23 protein-coding genes are annotated in these 24,789 nt (G+C 63.5%); 10 read left to right on the top strand and 13 right to left on the bottom strand.

Translation table 11 applies throughout. The annotated features are described in order from the left end of the window. Window positions 1–60: 60 nt before the first annotated feature. Together BTHE68_RS18025 and BTHE68_RS18030 are read left to right on the top strand one after the other, a co-directional pair. A complete protein-coding gene (locus BTHE68_RS18025; protein WP_162068248.1) occupies window positions 61–1,332 on the top strand; it encodes a PQQ-dependent sugar dehydrogenase in 1,272 nt (423 codons plus the stop codon). Next, a complete protein-coding gene (locus BTHE68_RS18030) occupies window positions 1,333–1,791 on the top strand; it encodes a hypothetical protein (RefSeq protein WP_162067649.1) in 459 nt (152 codons plus the stop codon). Between the two features lie 6 nt (window positions 1,792–1,797). Here the strand turns inward: BTHE68_RS18030 and BTHE68_RS18035 are convergent, their stop codons facing one another. From BTHE68_RS18035 to BTHE68_RS18045, 3 genes are all read right to left on the bottom strand, one after another. Further along, entirely contained in the window at window positions 1,798–3,993 is a 2,196-nt protein-coding gene (locus BTHE68_RS18035) for a hybrid sensor histidine kinase/response regulator family protein (protein WP_502710587.1), read from the bottom strand. 61 nt (window positions 3,994–4,054) lie between these two features. Further along, complete coding sequence (nadE, locus tag BTHE68_RS18040) at window positions 4,055–4,912, bottom strand: NAD(+) synthase (protein ID WP_162067650.1); 858 nt, start codon at window positions 4,910–4,912, stop codon at window positions 4,055–4,057. Between the two features lie 76 nt (window positions 4,913–4,988). Continuing rightward, window positions 4,989–6,191, bottom strand: coding sequence for an ammonium transporter (locus BTHE68_RS18045; protein ID WP_061175514.1), 1,203 nt, complete (start codon window positions 6,189–6,191; stop codon window positions 4,989–4,991). A 326-nt stretch (window positions 6,192–6,517) separates the two neighbouring features. Here BTHE68_RS18045 and BTHE68_RS18050 point away from each other — a divergent pair, with 326 nt between their 5' ends. Together BTHE68_RS18050 and BTHE68_RS18055 are read left to right on the top strand one after the other, a co-directional pair. Beyond that, a complete protein-coding gene (locus BTHE68_RS18050) occupies window positions 6,518–7,339 on the top strand; it encodes a crotonase/enoyl-CoA hydratase family protein (protein ID WP_162067651.1) in 822 nt (273 codons plus the stop codon). Further along, complete coding sequence (locus BTHE68_RS18055; RefSeq protein WP_162067652.1) at window positions 7,336–8,007, top strand: phosphoribosyltransferase; 672 nt, start codon at window positions 7,336–7,338, stop codon at window positions 8,005–8,007. Before BTHE68_RS18050 ends, BTHE68_RS18055 begins: the two co-directional genes overlap by 4 nt. On the opposite strand, the gene mdeB is transcribed toward BTHE68_RS18055, so the two are convergent. Further along, entirely contained in the window at window positions 7,983–10,694 is a 2,712-nt protein-coding gene (mdeB, locus tag BTHE68_RS18060; protein ID WP_162067653.1) for an alpha-ketoglutarate dehydrogenase, read from the bottom strand. The two genes, BTHE68_RS18055 and mdeB, sit on opposite strands and share 25 nt — an antisense overlap. A 138-nt stretch (window positions 10,695–10,832) precedes the next feature. Here mdeB and BTHE68_RS18065 point away from each other — a divergent pair, with 138 nt between their 5' ends. From BTHE68_RS18065 to BTHE68_RS18075, 3 genes are all read left to right on the top strand, one after another. Then, window positions 10,833–11,363 (top strand): Lrp/AsnC family transcriptional regulator, encoded by a 531-nt coding sequence (locus BTHE68_RS18065; RefSeq protein ID WP_061175287.1) that lies wholly within the window; start codon window positions 10,833–10,835, stop codon window positions 11,361–11,363. Window positions 11,364–11,520: 157 nt separating this feature from the next. Continuing rightward, a complete protein-coding gene (locus tag BTHE68_RS18070) occupies window positions 11,521–12,333 on the top strand; it encodes a mechanosensitive ion channel family protein (protein WP_061175515.1) in 813 nt (270 codons plus the stop codon). 81 nt (window positions 12,334–12,414) lie between these two features. Continuing rightward, window positions 12,415–12,579, top strand: a complete 165-nt coding sequence (locus BTHE68_RS18075) for an FmdB family zinc ribbon protein (protein ID WP_162067654.1) — start codon at window positions 12,415–12,417, stop codon at window positions 12,577–12,579. Window positions 12,580–12,595: 16 nt separating this feature from the next. Here BTHE68_RS18075 and BTHE68_RS18080 read toward each other — a convergent pair whose 3' ends face one another. The 8 genes from BTHE68_RS18080 to BTHE68_RS18115 all read right to left on the bottom strand — a co-directional run bounded on the left by BTHE68_RS18080 (window position 12,596) and on the right by BTHE68_RS18115 (window position 20,834). Beyond that, on the bottom strand, window positions 12,596–13,498 hold the full coding sequence (locus BTHE68_RS18080; RefSeq protein WP_162068250.1) for a LysR family transcriptional regulator: 903 nt from the start codon (window positions 13,496–13,498) through the stop codon (window positions 12,596–12,598). 223 nt (window positions 13,499–13,721) lie between these two features. Further along, window positions 13,722–14,486: a ParA family protein gene (locus BTHE68_RS18085; protein WP_061175517.1), complete on the bottom strand. Its 765-nt coding sequence runs from the start codon at window positions 14,484–14,486 to the stop codon at window positions 13,722–13,724. A gap of 141 nt (window positions 14,487–14,627) precedes the next feature. Then, a complete protein-coding gene (locus BTHE68_RS18090; RefSeq protein ID WP_162067655.1) occupies window positions 14,628–15,137 on the bottom strand; it encodes a divalent-cation tolerance protein CutA in 510 nt (169 codons plus the stop codon). Window positions 15,138–15,201: 64 nt separating this feature from the next. Further along, entirely contained in the window at window positions 15,202–16,338 is a 1,137-nt protein-coding gene (locus BTHE68_RS18095; RefSeq protein ID WP_174258070.1) for an ABC transporter ATP-binding protein, read from the bottom strand. Beyond that, window positions 16,335–17,372 carry a carbohydrate ABC transporter permease gene (locus tag BTHE68_RS18100; RefSeq protein ID WP_162067656.1) on the bottom strand — a complete coding sequence of 346 codons (1,038 nt, stop codon included), beginning with the start codon at window positions 17,370–17,372 and terminating at the stop codon, window positions 16,335–16,337. Before BTHE68_RS18100 ends, BTHE68_RS18095 begins: the two co-directional genes overlap by 4 nt. Beyond that, window positions 17,369–18,520: a carbohydrate ABC transporter permease gene (locus tag BTHE68_RS18105; protein WP_162067657.1), complete on the bottom strand. Its 1,152-nt coding sequence runs from the start codon at window positions 18,518–18,520 to the stop codon at window positions 17,369–17,371. Before BTHE68_RS18105 ends, BTHE68_RS18100 begins: the two co-directional genes overlap by 4 nt. A 54-nt stretch (window positions 18,521–18,574) precedes the next feature. Next, the gene (locus BTHE68_RS18110; RefSeq protein WP_162067658.1) at window positions 18,575–20,053 is read right to left on the bottom strand and encodes an extracellular solute-binding protein; all 1,479 of its coding nucleotides are present in this window, start codon (window positions 20,051–20,053) and stop codon (window positions 18,575–18,577) included. Window positions 20,054–20,105: 52 nt separating this feature from the next. Beyond that, entirely contained in the window at window positions 20,106–20,834 is a 729-nt protein-coding gene (locus tag BTHE68_RS18115) for a GntR family transcriptional regulator (RefSeq protein ID WP_232077948.1), read from the bottom strand. 134 nt (window positions 20,835–20,968) lie between these two features. Between BTHE68_RS18115 and BTHE68_RS18120 the strand changes: the two genes are divergently transcribed. Genes BTHE68_RS18120 through BTHE68_RS18130 form a run of 3 tightly spaced genes read left to right on the top strand, consistent with a single transcriptional unit; the run spans window position 20,969 to window position 24,222 of the window. Continuing rightward, complete coding sequence (locus BTHE68_RS18120) at window positions 20,969–22,267, top strand: L-fuconate dehydratase (protein WP_162067659.1); 1,299 nt, start codon at window positions 20,969–20,971, stop codon at window positions 22,265–22,267. After that, window positions 22,255–23,130: an ATP adenylyltransferase family protein gene (locus tag BTHE68_RS18125; RefSeq protein ID WP_162067660.1), complete on the top strand. Its 876-nt coding sequence runs from the start codon at window positions 22,255–22,257 to the stop codon at window positions 23,128–23,130. The genes BTHE68_RS18120 and BTHE68_RS18125 overlap by 13 nt, the downstream gene beginning before the upstream one ends. Window positions 23,131–23,184: 54 nt before the next feature. After that, window positions 23,185–24,222, top strand: coding sequence for a S1C family serine protease (locus BTHE68_RS18130; protein WP_162067661.1), 1,038 nt, complete (start codon window positions 23,185–23,187; stop codon window positions 24,220–24,222). Window positions 24,223–24,246: 24 nt separating this feature from the next. Here BTHE68_RS18130 and BTHE68_RS18135 read toward each other — a convergent pair whose 3' ends face one another. Continuing rightward, window positions 24,247–24,564 (bottom strand): hypothetical protein, encoded by a 318-nt coding sequence (locus BTHE68_RS18135; RefSeq protein ID WP_162067662.1) that lies wholly within the window; start codon window positions 24,562–24,564, stop codon window positions 24,247–24,249. Window positions 24,565–24,789: the final 225 nt, after the last annotated feature.

Consider the following 24,789-nt stretch of genomic DNA (forward strand, 5'->3'; position numbering starts at 1 on the left):
CAGGAGCCTCGCTTGAGAACCCAGTCAAAACAACGCATACGCGCCATCGCGCTCGCGCTGATGCTCGCAAGCGGCTCAGCTATCGCCGACGACTACGCCGATGGCTTCGGCCCGAATCCATCCCTCCCCGCGCCGCACAAATCGCTGATGCCGACGGTCAACATCGCGCCGGCGAAGCCATGGCCGCAGGGACAGAAGCCCACGGCGCCCGCCGGTTTCGACGTAACCGCGTTTGGCGCAGGGCTCACTCATCCGCGCTGGCTCGCGACGCTGCCCAATGGCGATGTGCTCGTCGCCGAAAGCAACGCGCCCGAGAAGCACGATGAAAACGCCGGCATCAAGGGCTTCGTGATGAAGAAGGTCCAGAAGCGCGCGGGCGCCGCCGTGCCGAGCCCCGATCGCATCATGCTGCTGCGCGATGCCGATGGCGATGGCGTCGCCGAAACGCGCACCGTGTTCATCGACAAACTGCATTCGCCGTTCGGCATGGCGCTCGTCGGCGACGATCTCTACGTTGCGGATACCGATGCAATCATGCGCTTCAAGTACGAAAACGGCGCGACGCAGATCACGACGCCCGGCGAAAAATTCATCGATCTGCCCGCCGGCGAGATCAATCATCACTGGACCAAGAACATCATTGCGAGCGCGGACGGCAAGAAGCTTTATGTGACAGTCGGCTCGAACAGCAACGCGGCCGAGAACGGCATCGATGCGGAAAATGGGCGCGCGGCGATCATGGAAGTGGATATCGAAACGAAACAATCGCGGCTGTTCGCAACGGGCTTGCGCAATCCGAACGGCATGTCGTGGCAGCCGCAAAGCGGTGCGCTGTGGACCGTCGTGAACGAGCGCGATGAACTCGGCAATGACCTCGTGCCGGACTATCTGACCTCGGTGAAGGATGGCGCATTCTATGGCTGGCCGTACAGCTATTACGGACAACATGTCGATGATCGCGTAAAGCCGCAGCGCGCGGACCTCGTACAGGCGGCGCTCGCGCCCGACTATGCGCTCGGCGCGCATACCGCCTCGCTCGGACTCACGTTCTACGAAGGCACGGCGTTCCCGGAGCGCTACCGCAATGGCGCGTTCATCGGCCAGCATGGTTCGTGGAATCGCAAGCCGAGAAGCGGCTACAAGGTCATCTTCGTGCCGTTCGAGAACGGCAAGCCTTCAGGACCGCCCGAAGATATCCTGACGGGTTTTCTTTCCTCGGATGGTCATGCGCTCGGGCGGCCCGTGGGCGTCGCGGTCGACGCCAGGGGCGCGTTGCTCGTCGCCGACGATGTCGGCAACACCGTGTGGCGGGTCGCGCCCGCCGCGAAGTGAATGGCCGCGAAGACACCGCGAAGGCCAAGTCTGTTCGCGCTCGCGGAGCGGCAGATCATCGCGCTCTACGATGCGGGCGTGATGTCGCCCGCCGTGCTGCATCACGTCCTCGCGGCGTATGCCGACAGCGGCATCGACTGGAACGATGAAGGCACGCTGCAAACCGTCGATGGCCATACGGTGCAGCAAGCCGTCGTGCTCGTCATGATGCCGGGGCGTGCGTTGAAGAGTGCGAAGAAGGATTTTATGTCGGTCGTCGAGCATCTTGCCGTGAGCGAACCCGAGGCCGTCGAGGAACAAACCGAAGATGCCGAGGATGACGACGACTTGCTGGCTCAGCTAGGCGGCGACACGAAGAAAGCGACACGTGCAAAGAAAAGCACGCAGGCAGCCGAGCCGAAGCGCGCTGCGTTCAATCCACTCGTCGGCGCGCGCGCCGTGAAGGGCAACAAGCGCTGAGCGCGATCAGGGCGCGACACCTGGAGCGATCAGATCGAGCAGATCGTCCATGTCGAAGGGCTTCGCGAGAATCGGCACGCCGAGTTGCTTCGCGCGCTCCAGCTCATCGGCATAACCGGTCATCAGTACGAGCTTCTGCGACGGCAGGCGCTTCATGATCTGCTCGGCCAGATCGATGCCGTTCATGCGGCCGGGCATCTGCACGTCGGAGAGCACCAGATCGAAGCTGTGGCCTTCGCCCATCAGCGCGAACGCGGCGTCCGCGCTCTCTTCATGATGCACGGCGCAGCCGACCACTTCGAGCACCGCCGTCACGCCCGCCGCCACGTCCGCGTTGTCCTCCACCAGAAGCACCGACGTGCCGCGCAACGGCACGTCCGCATCATGGTTCGCCGCAACGAGGGGCGGCGTCGCGGTATCGGCTGGCAGGTACGCTTTCGATGCCGCCGGCGCCGCACCCTGATGACGCGGCAAATAAAGCCGCACGGTCGTGCCCGCGCCCGGCACGCTCGTGATGCGCGCGGTACCGCCCGCCTGCTCACATGCGGCGAGCACCTGCGCGAGACCGAGGCCCGTGCCCGCGCCGCGCTGCTTGGTCGTGAATAGCGGCTCGAACGCGCGCCGCTGCACTTGTTCGGTCATGCCCTCGCCGTTGTCGGTGATCGAGACGAGCACGTATTCGCCATCGGGAATATCCGTGTCCACGCTGCGCACGCGCGCATTCTGGCAGCGGATCACGACGCGCCCGCCGTGCGGCATCGCATCGTTCGCATTCACGGCGATATTCACGAGCGCCAGCTCCAGCTCGATCGGATCGGCCATCACCTTCCACAGATCCGGCGACAACTCCAGCGTCAATGTGACGGACGGATGAATCGACTTCTTCACGAGATCGAGCACGCTCTTCAACCAGTCGGCGGGGTCGATCACCTCCTGCTTGAGAGGCTGCTTGCGCGCGACGCTCATCAGCCGTCGTGCGAGCGATTCGGCGCCCGCGGTCGCGCGCTCCACCGCGAGCACTTCGTTCTCGACGCCGTTGAAATGCTTGCGCCGCGCCAGTTCCATGTTCGATCCGACCACCATCAGCAGATTGTTGAAGTCGTGCGCGACGTTCGCGACGAGATTGCCGAGCGCGCCCATGCGCCGCAACTGCCGGCTCGATGCCTCGATGGAAAGACGTGTCGCGACTTCCGCCTGCCAGCGCTCCCACGCGGCCTGCTCCGCATCGAGACGGCGAATCGAAAAGGCGATCAGCAGCCACACGCCGATGCACGGCAACGCCGCGATCGCCGCGACGAGCGCGAGATTGTCGCGCCAGCGCGCTTCGACGACAGAAGTCGCGTAACCCGTCGCGACATAGAGCGGATAGTCCCCCACGCGCCTGAACGCAAGCAGCCGCTCGACCTGATCGACGCTCGAACGCATGCGAATGCTGCCGTAGAGTTCGTTGTTGCGAAATGCGTTGGTGAACGGCGTGTTCGTTGCAGGTTGCGTGCTGTCCGCGTTCGTCGGAAAGCGCGCGAGGATGTTGCCGTCGCGACGATACAGCCCGATCACGACGGCGTGATCGCCGGCCGCGAGTTCGCGATAGAAGTCGGTGAAATAGCTGCGCTTGAGCGCAATCGACACGACGCCGAGAAACTGCCCGTTGCGGCCGATGCGGCCCATCGTGGTCGTGAAGACATCGGAGCGCGCCACCTTGCCGCGCAATGGCAGCGAGAAGTACGTGACGGGCGCGACCGCGCGGGCGGACTGGAAATCGTCGCGCTCCGCGATCGATACGACAGGCGCCGGAAACCAGCGGCTGTTCGCGAGCAGCCCGCCGTTTCCGCCGAACACGGAGATCGCGGCAATCTGCGCGAGCGTGCCGCTCATGTCGTCGAGCGTGCGATGCAACGCTTCTTCGTGGCTTTTGATAAGCGCGTCGTCGCTATCGCCCAGCAGATCGACGATGCGCGTCTCCAGTTGCTGATTCAGGTCGATCACCTTCAGCGCATGCTCGTTCGCCACGCGCGTGAGGCGCTGGGTCAGTTCCCGCGCATCCGCGAAGCGGCGCTGATGATCGTAATAGCCATAGATGCAGAGGCACGCGAGCGGAACCACGATCGATACGCCCAGCACGAGCAGCAGCATCTTTCGCATCGAGGCGAAATTGCGCGCGGGCAGCGGCAGATCGAATGTCGCGGTTTCGGTGGAGTCCAAGTGTTGCGTCTCCGGGAAAGCCGGGCCGGAGCATGCGTCAATCGGCCCGGCTCTGCTACTGTCAGCGAAGCGCGTGCCTGCGCCAGTCGTCGTAGGGCGTGATCGGCAGCACGCGCTTGTGATGGGTCGCGTCGTAGAAGCGGTAGATGGTCGTGTAGACCGCGTCGGAGACTGGCTTGCCTTCGAGAAAATCGTCGATGTCCTCGTAGCTGATGCCGTAGCTGTCTTCGTCGGGCTTCATCGGCGTGAGCGTTTCGAGGTCGGCGGTCGGCACCTTTTTCGAAATGTCGTTGCTCGCGCCGAGCAATTCCGCGAGCGCGCGCACGCGGCGTTTGTTCAGGCCGTAGAGCGGCAGCACGTCCGCGCCGCCGTCGCCGAACTTGGTGAAAAACCCCATCAGCGATTCGGCGGCGTGGTCCGTGCCGATCACGACGCCCGAGTGCGCGGCGGCCACCGCGTATTGCGCGATCATCCGCTGACGCGCCTTGATATTGCCGAGCACGAAGTCTTCGTGCTTGTGATCGCGATACACGAGACCCGAGGTCGCGAGCGATTCACGCATCGCATCGGCGGCGGGCTTCACGTTGACGACAAGTGTCTCGTCGGGCTGGATGAACGCGAGCGCGCGTTGCGCATCGGCTTCGTCGCGCTGCTCGCCGTACGGCAGACGCATCGCGATGAAGCGCACATCGACATTGCGCGCCCGCAGGCGCTCGACCGCGAGTTGCGCGAGACGGCCCGCCGTCGACGAATCCACGCCGCCGCTGATGCCGAGCACATAGGTCTTGAGCTTCTGCGCTTCGAGATAGTCGGCGAGAAACGCGATGCGGCGCTCGCGTTCTGCTTCGATATCGAATACGGCGGGGACCTTCAGTTCTTCGATGATGCCGGGCTGACGGGTGGCGTGACCGTTCGACATTGCGTGTGCTCGCTTCGCTTCTGAAGTCGCTACGTTACCGCAAGTTGCGCAGCGCCTCTATCTGCACGCGTCGATATCAGCCCGCCATTTCCCGATCCGGCGTCGACGAGATGCGATGAATCGCGAGATCGGCGCCATTGAACTCTTCTTCGCGATCGAGCCGCAGACCGACCGTCCACTTTATCGCCCCATAGACGGCCGCACCGCCCGCGAGCGCCAGCGCGATCGCGCCCACCGTGCCGATGAGTTGCGAGCCGATCGCGACGCCGCCGATGCCGCCCAGCGCCTTCTGCCCGAAGATGCCCGCCGCGATGCCGCCCCACGCGCCGCACATGCCGTGCAACGGCCATACTCCGAGCACATCGTCGATGCGCCAGCGGTTCTGCACGCACGTGAACATCTGCACGAACAGCACGCCCGCGACCGCGCCCACGATCAGCGCGCCGAGCGGGTGCATCAGGTCCGAGCCGGCACACACCGCGACCAGACCCGCGAGCGGTCCGTTATACGTGAAGCCCGGATCGTTGCGGCCCGCGAACCACGCGGCGAGCGTGCCGCCGACCATCGCCATCAGCGAATTGACCGCGACGAGGCCGCTGATCTTGTCGACGGTCTGCGCGCTCATCACGTTGAAGCCGAACCAGCCGACCGCGAGCACCCACGCGCCCAGCGCGAGAAACGGAATGCTCGATGGCGGATGCGCCGCGATGCGCCCGTCCTTGTGATAGCGCCCGTGACGCGGCCCGAGCAGCAGCACCGCCGGCAGCGCGACCCAGCCGCCGAACGCATGCACGACGACGGAACCGGCGAAGTCATGAAACGGCGCGCCGAACGCCTGCGTCAGCCAGCCCTGAATGCCGAAGCGTTCGTTCCACGCCACGCCTTCGAGCAGCGGATAAATGAAGCCGACGATCACGCAGGTCGCGAACAGTTGCGGATTGAACTTCGCGCGCTCGGCGATGCCGCCCGACACGATCGCCGGAATCGCTGCGGCGAACGTCAGCAGGAAGAAGAAACGCACGAGCGCATAGCCGTTGTGCTCGGCGAGGATATCGGCGCTGTGCATGAACTGCACGCCATACGCGATGTTGTAGCCGATAAAGAAGTACGCGAGCGTCGACACCGCGAAGTCCACGAGGATCTTCACGAGCGCGTTCACCTGGTTTTCGCGGCGCACCGTGCCGAGTTCGAGGAAAGCGAAACCGGCGTGCATCGCGAGCACCATTGCAGCGCCCAGCAGCAGAAAGAGAGTGTCGGTTCCGGATTGAAGTGCCTGCATGATTCGAGCGGTCGGTCGGGAAAAGGCGCTGATTTTGCAAGTTCCGGGCCAACTTGGCGCACCTGGCATCGAAACGGTGCGCGCGCCTGATTCCGCGTGGTAAAGCGTGGTGCAATGCGCGTCGTTATCGCTCATGGGCGCGTGCTCGGTATTGGTGCAATGCCCGTTCATGTTGCATTAAATGCACCGCTTGCGCGCCTGAATTTTCAGCATGAAGGCAGATCGTAGGCCAATAGCAAGCGGCGAAGCGCGCGCTCGCGGTGCACGTTCGCGGCGCGCCGCGAGTATCCTGAAGCCTTGGATTCGCGCGAATCAAGAGGTTATCGATGTCATCTCGCATCGAACGCATCGGCGATCACGTGCGTACGGAAACGCTCGCGCGCGATGCTCGCGTCGTGACAGTCGTGCTGGATCGGCCCGCGCGACGCAACGCGGTCGATCGCGGCATCGCCGATGCGTTGCGTGATGCGTTCGAGCGCTTCGACGCGGACGATGCGTTGTCGGTCGCCGTGTTATGGGGCGCGGGCGGCACGTTTTGCGCGGGCGCGCATCTCTCCGCATTGAACGACGACGCACGCCGCAACGAAATTCACGCCGACGGCAGCGGCCCCGGCCCGATGGGTCCCACGCGTCTCGCGCTCAACAAGCCCGTGATCGCGGCGATCGCGGGTCATGCGGTCGCGGGCGGGCTCGAACTCGCGGCGTGGTGCGATCTGCGCATCGTCGAGGAAGATGCGGTGCTCGGCGTGTTCTGCCGGCGCGTCGGCGTACCGCTCATCGATGGCGGCACGATACGGCTGCCGCGTCTCATCGGCATGTCGCGTGCGCTGGATCTGATTCTCACCGGGCGCGCGGTCGATGCGAACGAAGCGCTCGCCGTCGGGCTCGCCAATCGCATCGCGCCGCACGGCGAGGCGCGCAACATCGCGGAAGCGCTCGCGTGCGAGCTGGCCGCGCTGCCGCAGGCCGCGATGCGCGCGGATCTGCGCTCGGTCCATGAAAACGCGTTCGACGCCGATATCGCCCAGGCCTTGCAGCGTGAAGGCGCGAATGGATATCGCGCGGTATTCGATGAAGGTATCGACGGCGCGGCGCGATTCGTCTCGCGTGATTCGCGTGTTTCGCGGCCGAAAGGACAGGCAACATGAATTCAGTGTTCGAGAACCGACGCGATGCGGGCCGCGCGCTCGCCACACAACTCACGCATTACGCCAATCGTGACAACGTCACCGTGCTCGCCTTGCCGCGCGGCGGCGTGCCTGTCGCGTATGAAGTGGCGCGCGCGCTGCGGGCGCGGCTCGACGTACTCGTCGTGCGCAAGCTCGGCGTGCCGGTTCAGCCTGAACTCGCGATGGGCGCGATCGCATCCGGCGATGCCTTCTTTCTCGACGAGCGCATCGTGCAATATGCGGGCGTTTCGAAGGACGAACTCGATCGCGTGATCGCGAAGGAACGCGCCGAACTCGCGCGGCGCGAGACGCTTTATCGCGGTGATAAACCGCCGCTCGACGTGAGCGGGCGCGTTGCGATCGTCGTCGATGACGGCATGGCGACCGGCGCGACGATGAAGGCCGCGGCGATGTCGCTGCGTCATGCGCATCCGGCGAAGATCGTCGCGGCGCTGCCGGTCGCGCCGCTCGACTCGGAAGCGCGTGTGGAGGAGTTCGTCGATGAATTCGTGTGTGTGATGCGGCCGCATCGGTACTTCGGCGTCGGGCAGTTTTATATCGACTTCGATCAGACCAGCGATGATGAAGTGCGTGAGTTGCTCGATGCGGCGCGCAATGATGCCTACCGCAGCCACGGCGCGTCGTGAGCCTCCTGCGTCTTGCCGTATTTCTCACGCGCGGCCTTCAACACCGCCTTGTCGATAACCGCATCGTCCACGAGCGATTTCAACGCCGCAATCACGATCGACACACGATCCACTTCGAAGAACTCGCGCAGCGCCTGCCGCGTATCGCTGCGGCCGAAGCCATCGGTGCCGAGCGTGACGTATCGCCGCGACACGTAGGCGCGAATCAGTTCGGGCACCGCGCGCACATAATCGGTCGCCGCGATCACGGGGCCCCGCGATGCGTCGAGCGCGCGCGTGACGAACGGCGTTGGCGCATCGTCGTCGCTCAGGCGCGCGAGCCGCTCGCATGAAGCGCCATCGCGATGCAGCTCCGTATAGCTCGTCACGCTCCATACGGCGGCATCGATGTTCCAGTCCTGCTTGAGCATCGCGCGCGCGGCGATCGCTTCGTTGAGGATCGCGCCGGAGCCGAGCAGTTGCACTTGCGCATCGGCTGCCTCGCCATCGAGGCGATAGATGCCGCGCAAAATGCCCTCGCGCGTTTGCGCGTCCAGCGAGCCGCCAGGCACGGAAGGCTGCGCGTAATTCTCGTTGGTCACGGTGACGTAATAGAACACGTCGTTCTGGCGCATCATCATTTCCTGCATGCCTTCGTCGACGATGGCCGCGACTTCGTACGCAAACGCGGGATCGTAGGCGCGGCAGTTCGGGATCGTCGACGCGGCGAGATGGCTCGTGCCGTCCTGGTGCTGCAGGCCTTCGCCGCCGAGCGTCGTGCGCCCCGCCGTCGCGCCGATGAGAAAGCCGCGCGAGCGCTGGTCCGCCGCCGCGAAAATCAGATCGCCGATGCGCTGAAAGCCGAACATAGAGTAGTAGATATAGAACGGCAGCATCGGCAGATCGTGCACGCTGTAGGAAGTCGCCGCCGCGATCCACGACGACACCGCGCCCGCCTCCGAGATGCCCTCTTCGAGAATCTGCCCGCGCGTGTCCTCGCGGTAGTACAGCATCGAGCCCATGTCCTCGGGCTCGTACAACTGGCCGAGCGGCGAATAGATGCCCACTTGCCTGAAGAGATTCGCCATGCCGAACGTGCGCGCTTCGTCGGCGACCACGGGCACGACGCGCGGCCCGAGCGTCTTGTCCTTCAGCAGGCTGCCGAGCATGCGCACGAACGCCATCGTCGTCGACATCTCCTTGCCCGATGCATCGAGCGCGAACTGGCCCCACGTGTCGAGCGCAGGCGGGGTCATGCCTTGCGACGCCTTCGCGCGACGGCGCGGCAGATAGCCGCCCAATGCCGCGCGCCGCTCGTGCAGATAGCGCATCTCGGGCGCGTTGTCGGCGGGCTTGTAGAACCTGACCTGCTCGACATCTTCATCCGACAGCGGCAGGCGGAAGCGATCGCGGAACTGCTTGAGATCGTCGAGATCGAGCTTCTTCTGCTGATGCGTCGTCATGCGGCCCTGCCCGACCGTGCCCATGCCGAAGCCTTTCATCGTCTTGGCGAGGATCACCGTCGGCTGGCCCTTGTGCGCGAGCGCCTTCGCATAAGCCGCGTGCAGCTTGCGCACGTCGTGGCCGCCGCGACGCAAGCGGTCGATGTCTTCATCCGACATATGCGCGACCAGCGCCGCGAGTTCCGGATTCTGGCCGAAGAAACGTTCGCGGTTATAGCGGCCGTCGTTGGCCGAGAAGGTCTGAAACTGTCCGTCGACGGTATGCGCGAATGCGCGCAGCAAGGCATTGCCGCGATCGCGCGCGAACAGCGCATCCCAGTCCGAGCCCCACAGCACCTTGATCACGTTCCAGCCGGCGCCGGTGAATTGCGCTTCGAGTTCGTCGACGATGCGGCCATTGCTGCGCACCGGACCGTCGAGCCGTTGCAGATTGCAGTTGATGACGAACACGAGGTTATCGAGCTGCTCGCGCGCCGCGAGCGACAGCGCGCCGATCGATTCGGGCTCGTCCATCTCGCCGTCGCCGAAGAAGCCCCACACCTTGCGGCCGTCCGTGCGCTGCAGATTGCGGTTCTGCAAATAACGCATGAAACGCGCTTGATAGATCGAGTTGATCGGACCGATGCCCATGGAACCGGTCGGGAATTGCCAGAAATCCGGCATCAGCCACGGATGCGGATACGAACACAATCCCGGCCCCGCGATCTCGCGCCGATAGTGCTTCAGATGTTCTTCATCGAGAAAGCCTTCGAGATAGGCGCGCGCATACACGCCCGGCGAAGAATGCGGCTGGAAGTAGACGATATCGCCGCCGTTGTTCGCGTCGGCCGCCTTGAAGAAATGATTGAACCCGACTTCGAACAGATCCGCTGCCGACGCATAACTCGCGATATGGCCACCGAGTTCGCCATACGCGCGATTCGCGCGCACGACCATCGCGAGCGCATTCCAGCGCAGCACGGCCGCGAGCCTTTCCTCGATGTCGAGACTGCCCGGATAAGGCGGCTGCTGCGATACGGGGATCGTGTTCGCGTAGGGCGTCGCGCGCGCCCGTGCCGATTCCACGCCTACCGACAATGCATGTTCCGCGAGCCTGTCGAAGAGATATTGCGCGCGCTCACGGCCGACATGCGCGACGACCGCATCGAGCGCCTCCAGCCATTCGGCCGTTTCGCCGGGATCGACGTCTTCGCGTCCCTTGGCAATGGAAAGAAGCTGGTTGGTTCCGCTCGACAAGTCCGTCATGGCGACTCCGTTCTGGCTAAAGGAATACGTTCAAGCATATCCATTGATGCGCAGAATGTGCGTCTCATTTGGCTGCCGCCGCGCTTTGCGGTAGTGTGTTTATTCTTCAAAAAAGCCCAAAACCGGAATCTTTCGACTATGACGGCAAACGCGAAGCAGCGCCTCGACCGCACCGACATCGGCATCCTGAATCAGCTTCAGCAAAACGCGCGCATCACCAATTCGGAACTCGCGCGCGCGGTGAATCTTTCGCCGACGCCCTGCTTCAATCGCGTGCGCGCGCTGGAAAAGGCGGGGCTTTTCAAGCAGCACGTCACCTTGCTCAATCCGGAAGCGCTCGGGCTTTCCATCAATGTCTTCATTCAGGTCAGTCTGGAAAAGCAGATCAAGGATGCGCTCGCGCGTTTCGAGCAGGCGATCAGCGAGCGCCCCGAAGTGATGGAGTGTTATCTGATGACAGGCGATGCCGATTACCTTTTGCGCGTCGTGCTGCCCGATGTGGCCGCGCTCGAACGCTTCATCCTCGAACGTCTCACGAAGATGCCGGGCGTCTCCAATATCCGTTCGAGCTTCGCGCTCAAGCAGGTGCGCTACAAGACCGCGTTGCCCTTGCCCGCCTCCGGGCTGACCCTGCCCGACCCGAACGCCGACGAAGCGGAATGGACGTGACGGCGTGAACCAAGCGGTCGATCCTTCCGACAAACATTAAACGCTCGCGTAAGTCTTGCGATGATGCGGCGCGTCGCCTATAACTCGTACGGCCCATGCGGCATGTTTTCCCGGCTTGCCGCGTTCCCAGACGAAATGCCACGCACGCGAGAAAAACATGAACCTCGACACCGTACGTGTATTCATCATGACGCGCGGCGTCGACTTCGCGATCATGGTCGCTGGCGCGATTGCGCTGTGGATCATCGGACGCTGGCTCATCGGTCTCGTCACCAGCGCGTTGCGCAAGCTGCTCGGGCGCAATGGCCGGGTCGATCCGACGCTCGCGCATTATCTCGGCTCGATCGTTGGCGTCATCCTGAATCTGCTGCTCGTCCTCGCGATTCTGCAGATCTTTGGGGTTCAGACCACATCCTTTGCGGCACTGCTCGCGGGTCTCGGTCTTGCCATCGGCACCGCGTGGGGCGGACTGCTCGCGCATTTCGCGGCGGGCATCTTCATGCAGGTGCTGCGGCCTTTCAAGGTTGGCGACTTCGTGACGGCGGGCGGCGTGACCGGCACCGTCACCGAACTCGGCCTCTTCGGCACGACGATCACGACGCCCGATAACGTCGCGGCCATCATCGGCAACAACAAGATCTTTTCCGACACGATCTGGAATTTCAGTTTGCTGCCGCATCGGCGCGTCGAACTGTCGGCGAAGATCGCGAACGGCGTCGATCCGCTCGATGCCATCGCGCGCCTGAAGGAAGCGGTCGCGAAGATCCCGAACGTCGCCACGACGCCGCCGCCGGATGTCGAAGTGCTGTCTTTCACGCCCGAAGGTCCGCTTCTGTGCGTGCGGCCTTACACCAGCACCAACGACTATTGGCAGGTTTATTTCGACACCAATCGCGCAATCATCGAAACATTCAAGCAGGCCGGCTATCCGACGCCGGAGACGCCGCTCGTGCGCCGCGTCCTGAACTGATTTGCACGCGCCATTGCTGAACTAGAATGGGTGGAACCGGCGTTCATTGCGCCGGATCACCGCCGCGCGCGGGAGGATGTCATGCCGACTTATCAGTACCGTTGTCAGGAATGCGGCGAAAGCTTCGAGCACGCGGAGCACGTCGCCGAACATGCGACGGTGCAGCTCAAATGTCCCAAGTGCGGCAGCGAAAAGATCGCGCACGCGCCCGCGCCGTTCGTCGCGAAGACTTCAAAGAAAAGCTGAACCGTCGACGCGTGCGTCACGCCGCGCGAAATCTGACTTCGTGGGACGGCAGGCCGCCCAGGCGTGATGCGACGTGATCGATGAATGCGCGCAGGCGCGGCGCTTCATGACGGCTCGGCGGCCAGAGAATCTGGAACACGCCTTCCGCGCGCACATGCGTGCCGAGCACCGCGCGCAGCATGCCGCCTTCGAGTGCGCTCTTCGCGACGAAATCGGGCACGCATGCCAACCCCAGGCCCGAGATGCACGCGGCGAGCACCGCTTCCATGTCGTTGAACGTGAGCGTCGCGTGCGGCTCGATGGCGAAGGTGTGATCTTCGCGCGCGAAACGCCACGGCTCGGTCCGGCCGTTCGCCGGAGAACGAAAGCGGATGCACGCGTGGCCTTCGAGATCGGCGGGTGTCGTGGGTTCGCCATGGCCCGCGAGATACGCGGGCGAGCCGACCACCACCGGACCGAATTGCGCGAGCGGCCGCGCGAGCAATTGAGAATCGGCGAGACGTCCGCTGCGAATCACGGCGTCGTAGCCTTCCTGTGTGACATCGACCACGCGATCGCTGAACTCGATATCCAGTTCGATATCCGGATAGCGCCGCCTGAATTCCGGCACGAGCGGCAGCAACAGCCGGCAGCCGAGCGACGGCGCGCTGATGCGCAAGCGCCCGCGCGGTGACGAGGTCGAATGGAACAGCTCGCTTTCCGCTTCTTCGAGATCGGCGAGCATGCGTTTGCAGCGCGCGAAGAAGCGCGCGCCTTCGTGCGTGAGGCCGATCCGGCGCGTGGTGCGATTGAGCAGTTGCACGCCGAGCTTCGCTTCGAGCCGCATCACGCTCTTGCCAACCGCCGACGCCGACAGCCCGAGCGCGCGCCCCGCCGCCACGAAACTGCCCGACTCCGCCGCGCGCACGAATGCGACCATGCCGGAGAGGCTTTCTGTCGAAGGGGACGCCCCGAAGGAAGTCCCCTTCGGGAGCGCAGGGGACGCGGTGGGCGTCTGCAACTGAGCGGTCGTCATTTGGATTGATCCAGCGAGAAGTACGGCGCGACGGAATGCGCCTGTCTCCTGCATGAACGTCCGCGAAGCCGATTTATTCCCGCATTTCTTGCAGTCCGCGCTGATCAGACGAATGGCGTGAGCCGGTTCAGCCGTTCAGTTCCTCGTGCAGCGCCAGATATTCCTGCGCGAGCTTGTGACGCGGTTCGAGGTAGATCATCGGGCGCGCGTGCTGATGGCTCTCGCGGATCTTCACCGAGAGCGACAGATGCGAATTGAGCACCGGCAGATCCTCGCTGCGCAGTTCATCGACGAGTTGCTGCGGCAGGCTCGCGCGCGGCTGGAACTGATTGATGACGATGCCCTCGACGCTCAGATCCGGATTGTGATCATGGCGGATTTCCTGCACGTTATCGAGCACCGAATAGAGCGCGCGGCGCGAGAAGTCGTCGCAATCGAAGGGAATCAGGCAGCGTTCGACCGCGATCAGCGCGGAGCGCGTGAAGAAATTGAGCGCGGGCGGCGTGTCGATATATACGGCGTCGTATTGTTGCAGGTTCTTCAGCGCGTCGCGCAGCTTGTAGATCTTGTAGCGCGATTCGAGCTTGCTTTGCAGCGCTTCGAGACTCGGATGCGACGGGACGATGTCGAGATTCTCGAACGGGGTCGAATGAATGAACGATTCGAACGCCGGTTCGCGGAAGCTGTAACTCAAGGCCGACTCGAAAAAACTCGCGAGATTCGGCTGGGCGTCGCGGGATTGTGCGCCGAGCAGGTACTGGCTCGCGTTGCCTTGCGGATCGAGGTCGATGACCAGTGTGCGCAGGCCGCGGGAGGCGCTGATCGCGGCCAGATTGCAGACGATGGTGGACTTGCCTACGCCACCCTTTTGATTGAAGACCACACGGCGCATCAGGTTATTCATCCTCGGTTTTGAACGCTCGTTTTTTTATGGCGTTCTTTAGCTGGGTTGGGTTCGTCTTACGCGGGATGAATATTAGCGCATCAGAATTTACGGGTTTGGGTTCAGGGGTGTTTTTTGTTGGCTTCAATATCAAGGAAACGCCGGAATCGTAGGATCGGCCCCTTCGACATCGGCCTCCGGATGATGACTCTTGACGAGTGCCTCGATCTCCTCGACCCGATCCTTCGTCACATCCACCATCATCAACAATTCGCCTTCCTCGATCGCGTGCTCGAATCGCCGCAAGCGCGTATTGGGAATGCCCACTCCGATCATCGTCGCCGCCCACGCTCCGAAACCCATGCTCGCGAGCGTCATGCAAACGACGACACCACCGGCGATCGTCAAACCCGCCGGCGGAAACGCCATCGCGACGAGTCCCGCGAGCGCGCCGGTCACACCACCCGCCGCTGTGCCGCGAGCAAGCGCGGGCAGAAGATCGCTACGTTGCGCAAGGGTGGCCTGCGGCAAATCCTCCAGCGGCTCATGAGGCCGCGCGAGCACGTGAATATGCCGCCATTCGATACGCTTCAAAAGCAGTTCGTCGATGATTCCCTTCGCGCTCGCCACGCTGGGAAGCAGAAAATAGATGCGCCTCATCTCGCACCTCCATACCGGATCTCCATGAGTCCAATATAGACGACATGCACACGAAGCGAATCGCTTACGTTATCCCGACGGTTTGACGAACGCGCGCGCCGCTCTCATCGAAGAAATAGATCCGCTCGCGATTCACGCGCACACCCGCCGCGCCGCCGATCTCGCCCGCGAATGTATTCGGCACCTTCACGACGATCTGCTGTTCGCCGATGTTCATCGTGACGAGCGAATGATCGCCGATCAGTTCGACCGAATAGATGCGCCCCTGCAGTTCGCCCTCGCCGGCCGCGACGAGCGAGCACTCCTCCGGCCGCACGCCAAGCGTCGCCTTGCCTTCGTGACGAACCGGCGTGGCAAGCGAGATATCGGGCGCGTCGAAACGTCCTTGCGCGAGCGTGCCACGCAGAAAGTTCATCGGCGGCGAGCCGATGAAGCCCGCGACGAACAGATTCGCCGGATCGGAATAGATACGCGCGGGCGTATCGAGCTGCTGCAACGCGCCCTTGTCGAGGACGGCAACGCGATGCGCAAGCGTCATCGCTTCGATCTGATCGTGGGTCACGTAGATCGTCGTGATACCGAGCTTATGCTGCATGTGCTTCAGTTCGGCACGCATGTGGCCGCGCAGCTTGGCATCGAGATTCGAGAGCGGCTCATCCATCAGGAACGCGGAGGGCCGCCGCACGATCGCGCGCGCCAGCGCCACGCGCTGACGCTGCCCACCGGACAACTGGCGCGGCAAACGCAACAGCAACGGTTCCAGTTGCACGCTCGCCGCCACTTCGCGCACGGCGGCATCGATCTCCGCCTTCGGGCGCTTTCTCACGATGAGCGGATACGCGATGTTCTCGAACACGGTCTTGTGCGGATAGAGCGCATACGACTGAAACACCATCGCGACATCGCGGTCGCGCGGCAAATGATGCGTGACATCGGTATCGCCGACGAAGACCGCGCCTTCGGTCGCCGATTCGAGTCCCGCGACGATGCGCAGCGCCGTCGTCTTGCCGCAGCCCGATTCGCCGAGCAAAACGAGAAATTCGCCCGCCTGCACGTCGAGCGACAGATCGCGTAGAACACGCGTATCGCCGAACATCTTGCCGACGTTTCTCAGCGACACGCTCTTCGACTGGCGCGCCGCCGCGATCTTCGTCAGGCGGGCGTCGTCGACCTTCATCGCCTCGCTGTCCATGACCGTCATCCTTTCACCGCTCCCACGAGAATGCCCCGCACGATGAAGCGCTGCAATGTCAGCGTCAGCAGCATCACCGGCAGGATCATGATGAGTATCAGCACCGACATGTTCCACCATTGCGGACCGCGCGTCGCGTTCTGCGCGGCGACCAGCAGCGGCATCGTCTGCGCATTCGCGGTCGTCAGAAAGAGCGCGAACAGGTATTCGTTCCACGAGAGAATCAACACCAGCAGCGCCGTTGCAACGAGACCGGGCGCGACGAGCGGCAATACGATGCCGAACAGGATCGCGAAGCGAGTCGCGCCGTCGATCTGTGCGCTCTCTTCTATTTCGCGCGGCACGCCGTCGAAGAAGTCGAACATCAGCCATACGACGATCGGCAGATTCGCGGTCGCGTACGTGATGATGAGCGCGAGGTGCGTGTCGAGCAGGCCCACGTCCCTGAACATGAGATAGATCGGGATCACCGTGACGACGGGCGGCAGGATGCGCTGCGATATGACCCAGAAGAGAATGTCGTCGTTGTTCAGATGCTTGCGCGCGCGGCGCACGATCGGGCGCAACAGCAGGAAGAAGAGCGCGAAAGCGACGGCCAGCGCGATGCGCAAATCGACATGCCCCCACGCGACCGCCGCGATCAGCAACGCGATCAACAGGACGCCGAGGCTCACTGCCGCGACCGGTGGCCGATATTGAATGCGCGCGAGCGCGTAGGCGGCCATCGAGCCGAGAAAGACCGAAGCCGCCGTGCCGCATGTCGCGACGATCAGCGAGTTCATATAAGGCCGATACGTATCCGGCCCGAGGTCGACGAAGATGTAATGCCACGCGTCGAGATGCGGCTGGAAGTCGACGAATGGGATATAGAACGGACCCGTCGATACATCCACCGGCAGCTTGAACGATGTTATCGCCATCCAGTAAAGCGGAAACAGCACGACGAGCGACCATAGCCCGAGCAACAGATAAGCCACCGCCTTGCCGCCGACGGGCAACTCATCCACGCGCGCGGGCACGAACCAGCGTTTCAATACGCTCATGCCTGATCTCCCCGCGCGCGCCGCACGACGAACTGGAAGAATGAAACGCATGCGATCGTCGAGACGAAGAACAACATGTACGCCACCGCCGATGCGCCGCCGAGATTCAGCGCGCGCCATTCGATGAACGCGTGCAGCGTCATCGATTCGGTCGCGATGCCGGGGCCGCCATTGGTCAGCACGTTCGGCAGGTCGACGATCTTGAACGCCTCGATCAGGCGGATCAGCACGGCGCTCGCGGCGACCGGCGCGATCGATGGCCATGTGACGTCGCGAAACACGCGCCACGCCGATGCGCCGTCGAGCTGCGCCGCCTCGATCTGTTCGCGCGAAGTGCCTTCGAGCGCCGCAAGCATCACGAGGAACATGAAGGGCACCCATTGCCATGTATCGCCGATTACGACGACGAGCCGCGCGAGCCACGGGTCCGCCGCCCACGCGATCTGGCCGAGGCCGAGCCACGACCATACTGGCGCGAGCGGGCCGACGGACGTATCGGCCATCATGCGAAACATATATGCGATGCCGACGGGCGTCACCATCAACGGCAGGAAGAACAGCAGACGAAAGAAGCGCCCACCCACGAGCGGCAGCGTGCACAGATAGGCAAGCCCGAGCCCGATGAGAAACTGCAGCGCGACACCGAGCACGACATAGAAGATCGTGACCATCAGACTGCCGAGCGCGCCACCGCCGCCCAGCGTGTTCGCCGCGAGCCACACGAGCGCGAGAAACGCGGCGGCGGCGATCAGGCGGCCGAGCGTGCCCATGACCGAACGGCGCTCGCTCGCCAGATAACGATAGAACCAGACCAGCACGGCGAGCCACGCTATCACGATCGTTGCAATGCTGATGATTCCCGGTGCGCGAAACACGCCGGTGAAGTGATATTGCTGGCTGCCGGAAAAGAGCCGCACGTAGTTGCGCAGGCCCGTGAAGGTCAGTTGATAGCCGCCCTCGCCCAGTTCGAAGCGCGTGAGCGAAAGATAAGCCGACGTCACGAGCGGAAAGATCGAGAACGCGAGAATCAGCAGCACGGTCGGCAGCACGAATACGAAAGGCGCCTGCCGGTCGAGCCAGTTCGCGACGCGCGCGCGCGCGCCGCGCTCGTTGGTGACCACGGAAGATGCGTGCGACGGCGTGTTCATCCTCTCTCCGATGCAAGGCGAGCGCGCCGCGCATGCGCGCGCTCGCCATCCCCTTTACTTCGCGCCGATCGACGCCTTGTAGGCACGCAACTGCGTGTCCTTGCCGAGATCGTCGGTAATCTCGCTCCAGCCGCTGTCGATGGCTTTCATCGTCGCGTCCGCATCGATTTCGCCCGCGACGAAGCGTGCGACAGCGGTATCGAGCACGACCTGCTCATAGCGCTGGTTTTGCGGAATACGCAGATCGATGATCATGTTCGGGCTCTGCAAGCTCTGCTGGATCGCGCCGAGATACGACTTCGCCGCCGCGTCGCTCATGCCCGCTTTTTTCCACGCCGACATATCCGTGAACTGCGAACGCCGATAAGGATTGAAGCCCGATGCGCCGATCGTCACGTCGACGTTCGACTGCGCCGGCTGGCTCATGAACGAAAGGAATGCATAGGCGGCGTCCTTCACCTTCGGCTTCGCCTTCGCGTTGATGCCGCCCGACCAGCCGCCGAAGGCCGCGAACGGTGCGTGATTCACGCCGTCGATCGCATACGGGCAGGTGGCCTTGTCGCACGGCACGAGCTTGCCCGTGTCGCGATCGACTACTTTGCGCGAGCCGGGCAGGATCACCGCGCCGACCTTGTCGATGACCTTCGACTGCTTCGGATCGATCGCGAGCACGCCGACATCGCCCCAGTCGAGCGTCAACGCGCAATGGCCGGAGATGAACGCGCTGCGCGTATCGCCGACATCGAGATTGATTTCGTTGGGCGGGCCGTAGGACGTCGACTCCTTATAGATGCGCAGCGCTTCCTTGAAGCCGTCGTTGTTCACGAGCGCCTTGAAGTTGCGCGGATCGAAGAATGCGCCCTGCGCCGTGCCCTTCGATTGCAGATAGCCGCCCGCGATCGAGATGATCGCCCAGTACGCCTGCGCGTTGCGCTTCTTCGAAATGCACGAGCCCGCGACCGGCTTGCCGTCGCCGCCGAAGACCTTGCCGTTGGCGGCTTTGGCGATGTCGAGATAATCGTCCCAGGTTTTCGGCGGCTGCTTGCCGAGCTGCTGAAGGATGTCGGTGCGGTAATAGACCATCTGGAAGTCGCCGTCGAGCGCGACGAGATAGGTCTTGCCGTTGAACTTCTGCGAGAAGTCGACGAAGAACGGCATCACGTCGTCTTCCTTCAATGCCGCATCTTTCGCGACGCGCTGCGTCAGGTCTTCGAGAAACGCACCCTTGGTGTAATCGACCATCCACTGCGGTGCGAACACGGCTGCATCGACGGAGTTCGTGCCGGACGCCCAGTCCGTCAACAGCTTTTGATAGAGATCGGAGAACGGCACCGTCAGCACGTTCACTTTCGCGCCGGTCAGCTTCTCGAACTCGGGCGCGCGGCGCTGCAGCGGCTCGGCGATCTGCGGACCGACGAAGGTCATCACGTTGACGGTCACGCCCTTGAAGTCCTCGGCCGCTGTCGCCTGCGATGCGGCGAGACAGGCAGCCGCGAGCGCGGCCACGGCGCCGGCTTGTTTGAACAGGTTCATTGTGTGTCTCCTCCATTGCGGTTGACTACATGTCGCTCGTCTTCCTTGTCTTCTACTCCCTGAACAGGTCCGGTCTTTCAACAGAAAAGCGCCGCAGTTCCGCGACGACTTCATCCAGGTGATCGTGCATCGCGCGCGCGGCGGCATCACCATCGCGCGCGCGAATCGCATCGGCAATGCGTGTGTGCTCGGCGAGCGTATGCGCGTGACGCTCGGGACTCGCCATCAGACGGCGCGCTCGATCGAGTGCATTGCGCGAGGCCGCGACGATCTCCTTCACACGCGGCAGATCGATCGCGTCCAGTAGCAATTCGTGGAACGCGAGATCGAGCAAATGAAACTCGCGGCGCATGCCTTGCTGCACTGCATCGCGCTCGCGTTCTAGATTGGCGGCGAGCGCATCGAGTGTCGAGGCGTCGCATGCGGCGGCGAGCGTACGCACGGTCTCCACTTCGAGCGCGCTGCGAATGAACAGGTGCTGGCGTATGTCGTGCATGACAATGGGCATGACGCGTGTGCCGCGCTGCGGCAAGACCTCGACGAGACCCGCCGACGCGAGCTTCGCCAGTGCAGACGAAACCGGAAAGCGCGATACGCCCATGCGCTCACACACTGCGAGCTTGTCGATCATCATGCCGGGCTCCATCGCCAGATTGACGATAGCCGCGCGCAGCGCCTGTTCGACCGCGTCGGTCAGGCTGCCGCGCCCCGCGGCGTGCAAGCGAGGCAACGCGCGGTAAGGGTCGGCGGCAAGGCTGTTTTCATTCGTCGATGAGCTCACGCCGCCCTTGATTTCGCACTAACATGCTAGCAGGCTAGGAGGCGAATCACGGCTTGTCAATGCAGTTTGCTCGCGTGCGTTGCAGCATATTTGCGCCTTGATATTGGCCTCCGAACAAACCCAAGGAGATGAACATGACCCGCATCACGAAGCTCTCCGTACGCGATATCCGCTTCCCCACTTCGCGTTCGCTCGACGGCTCCGACGCGATGAACGCCGCGCCCGATTATTCCGCCGCCTACGTGATACTCGAAACCGATGCGCCCGGACTTGCGGGTCATGGACTCACGTTCACGATCGGGCGTGGCACGGAAGTGGTCGTCGCGGCGGTCGAGGCGCTCGCGCCGCTCGTCGTCAGCAAGACTGTCGAGGACATCGCCGCGGACATGGGCGGCTTCTGGCGCGCGTTCACATCGGACAGTCAGTTGCGCTGGATCGGTCCGGAGAAAGGCGTCATTCATCTCGCGACCGCTGCGGTGGTCAACGCCGTGTGGGATCTCTGGGCCAAGAGCGAGAAAAAGCCGGTGTGGAAACTGCTCGTCGACATGACGCCGGAACAGCTCGTGCGTTGTCTCGACTTCCGTTACGTGACCGATGCGATCACGCCATCCGAAGCACTAGCGTTGCTCAAGCGCCTGCAACACACGCGCGGCGAACGCGAAAAGGAAATGCTCGCGCAAGGCTTTCCCGCATACACCACTTCCGCAGGCTGGCTGGGTTATGACGACGACAAGATTCGCCGTCTCGCGCGCGAAGGCGTCGCGGCGGGCTGGACCCACTTCAAGCAGAAAGTCGGCGGCAATCTCGAAGAGGACATGCGTCGCGCGCGCATCCTGCGCGAAGAGATCGGCCCCGACCGCAAGCTGATGATGGACGCCAACCAAGTGTGGGAAGTCGATGAAGCGATCGCGAACATGCGCCGTCTCGCCGAATTCGATCCGTGGTGGATCGAAGAGCCGACGAGCCCCGACGACGTGCTCGGCCACGCCGCGATCCGCAAGCGTCTCGCCCCGATGATCGGCGTCGCGACCGGCGAGCATTGCCAGAACCGCGTGATCTTCAAGCAGCTGCTGCAAGCCGAAGCGATCGACTTCTGTCAGATCGATAGCTGCCGTCTCGGCGGCCTGAACGAAGTGCTCGTCGTGCTTCTGATGGCCGCGAAGTTCGGCGTTCCGGTGTGTCCGCATGCGGGCGGCGTCGGCTTGTGCGAGTATGTGCAGCATATTTCGCTGTTCGATTACATCTGCGTGTCGGGCTCGCTCGAGAACCGCGTGCTCGAATACGTTGATCATCTGCACGAGCATTTTCTCGATCCGGTCGTCATCCGCAACGGGCGATACATGCCGCCGCAAACGCCCGGATACAGCATCGAGATGCATGCGGCATCGCTCGAACGTCACGAGTTCGGCAAGGGAGAAGCATGGCGCGAATGAACGCTCCGTCCTGGCAGGCAATCGTCACGCAGACGGAGCGCGCGCTCGCATGCGGCGCGCTGCGTTCCTTCGATACGGTGCAAAGCGTGATCGAAGACAGCGGCGTGCGCTTTCTCGTCAGGCAGGCGGCGAATCTCGCGCGAAAGGAAGAAGCGTCGAAGCTCGCGGCGAAATCCACAGCCGATGCCGCGAGCGCATGGCGCGATCCATTCTCGCCTTGCGAAGAGGCCTTGCGTGTCGGCGATATCGGCGAGCGGCACTTTCTGCTGCTCAACAAGTTCAACGTGCTCGCGCATCATCTGCTCATCGTGACGACGGATTTCGAGCCGCAGGAATCGCTCATCGGCCAGGAAGATTTCGCGGCGCTGTTCGCGTGTCTCGATCGTTTCGACGGGCTCGGCTTCTACAACGGCGGCACGGTCGCCGGATCGAGCCAGCCGCACAAGCATCTGCAGATGGTGCCGCTGCCGCTCGATGGTCACGCGTTGCCGGTCGAAGCGAGCATCGAAGCGGCGCGCACGAGCGGCGTCTTTCGTGCGCCGCAACTCGCGTTCACGCACGCGGCGGCATGGCTCGACGACGACAGCGCAGCGAACGCGCACGCGATCTATCTGCAACTGTTGAACGCGATCGGCGTGCAGCCATTCGATGTCGCGGGCGTTGCGCATCAGAGCGCGCCATACAACCTGCTCGTCACGCGCCGCTGGATGCTGGCGGTGCCGCGCGGCGCGTCGCATGTCGAAGGCGTCGCGGTGAACGCGCTCGGCTTCGCGGGCTCGCTTTTCGTGCGCGACGATGCGCAACGCGGCATCGTCGAAACGCTCGGGCCGATGCAGTTGCTTGCGAACGCAACGATCTCTTGAAATCGGCGGCCGCAGCCCGCATGTCCGCTTCCAGAACATCGGGAGTCAAGGAACATGGGAAGCAGGCCTCAATTCATCGACGATCTTGCGCGCGGCGCGCAGGACGCCGCGCCCTCTGCACCGCTCGACCATATCGACGATAACGCCCTGCTCGACGCGTATTCGCGCACGGTGATCGGCGCGCTCGAGCGCGTGCAGCAGGCAGTCGTGTTCATTTCGGTCGAGCGGCAAGTCGCCGATCAGCGCGGCGCGCGCCGCCAGGTCGGCGGCACGGGCTCGGGATTCATCTTCACGCCCGACGGCTATCTGCTGACCAATAGTCATGTCGTGCATGGCGCGACGCATATCGTCGTCACGCTCGCCGACGGCGCGCGCTTCGATGCCGATCTCGTCGGCGACGATCCCGCGAGCGATCTCGCGGTACTGCGCATCGGTTCGCCGGAGCCGCTGCCGCATGTGGAACTGGGCCATTCCGGCGGTGTGCGCGTCGGGCAGATCGCGATCGCGGTGGGCAATCCGCTCGGGCTCGCGCAGACCGTCACGACGGGCGTCGTGTCCGCGCTCGGGCGCTCGTTGCGTTCCACGTCGGGCCGCATGATCTACGACGTCATCCAGACCGACGCCGCGCTCAATCCCGGCAACTCCGGCGGACCGCTCATCGATTCGGCGGGACGGGTGATCGGCGTGAACACCGCGATCATCGCCGGCGCGCAGGCGATCTCGTTCGCGACCGCGATCGACACGGCCAAGTGGGTCATCATGCAGATCTTCGCGTACGGGCGGGTGCGGCGCGCGTATATCGGCGTGGCGGGCACGACCACGCCGATTTCGCGGCGCGTGCAGCGCTTCTTCGAACTCGCGTCGGCGAGCGGCGTGCATGTGATGGAGATCGTGAAAGGCAGCCCGGCCGCGCTCGGCGGTTTGCGCACGGGCGATCGCATCGTCGCGGTGGATGGCGTCGGCGTCGATAGTGTCGATGGTTTGCAGCGCTCGCTGGACGCGTCGCGCATCGACAGGCCGGTGAAGGTCGCGGTGCTGCGCGGCTCGCAGAAGCTCGATATCGAAGTGACGCCGGTCGAGCAAGCCGGTTGACGTTACGGCGGCGCATGCCGGATTTCAGATGCGCCGCCGTTCACGCCGCTTCGCTTCGTTTTCTGCCGCCAGTCTCCTGCGCCGCTCTCCCGCTTGCCCCGTGTCTCGTTCGGGCGCGTCGGCGAAGACGTCTGCGAGACGCTCGCGCAGCGCCGCCGCATCGCGCCGCAGCGGTTCGTTCGTCGATGCGGCCATCAGTACATCGATGCGCTTTTGCCAGTATTCCGGCCGCATGACGGCAAGCCGCAGCGGGTCGCCGCGCCCCGTCATCGCGCGCTCCAGCTCCGCGATCATTCGCCCGATGTGCGCGAGTTCCTCTTGCGCATGTAGATCGGCGCTCACAGGCTTCTCCTCCCTTGCCCGCGTCTCGCTTCCAGCGCGGGTTCCTGCAGTGCTAAACGGCCGGGACGTAAGGTTTATTCCAGGTGCGTAAGCAATCCCCATGGCTATGTGCGCTAACAGCCGGTTCCGTATGCGCGGCTACGGCTTAATGTGACAGCAGCAGGCAGCGTTCGCGCGCACGGGTCGCCCCGTCGAACGATCATGCCCTGTCGGGGAAGGTCCTAA

The organism is Burkholderia sp. THE68 (assembly GCF_009938265.1).
GTDB lineage: Bacteria > Pseudomonadota > Gammaproteobacteria > Burkholderiales > Burkholderiaceae > Caballeronia.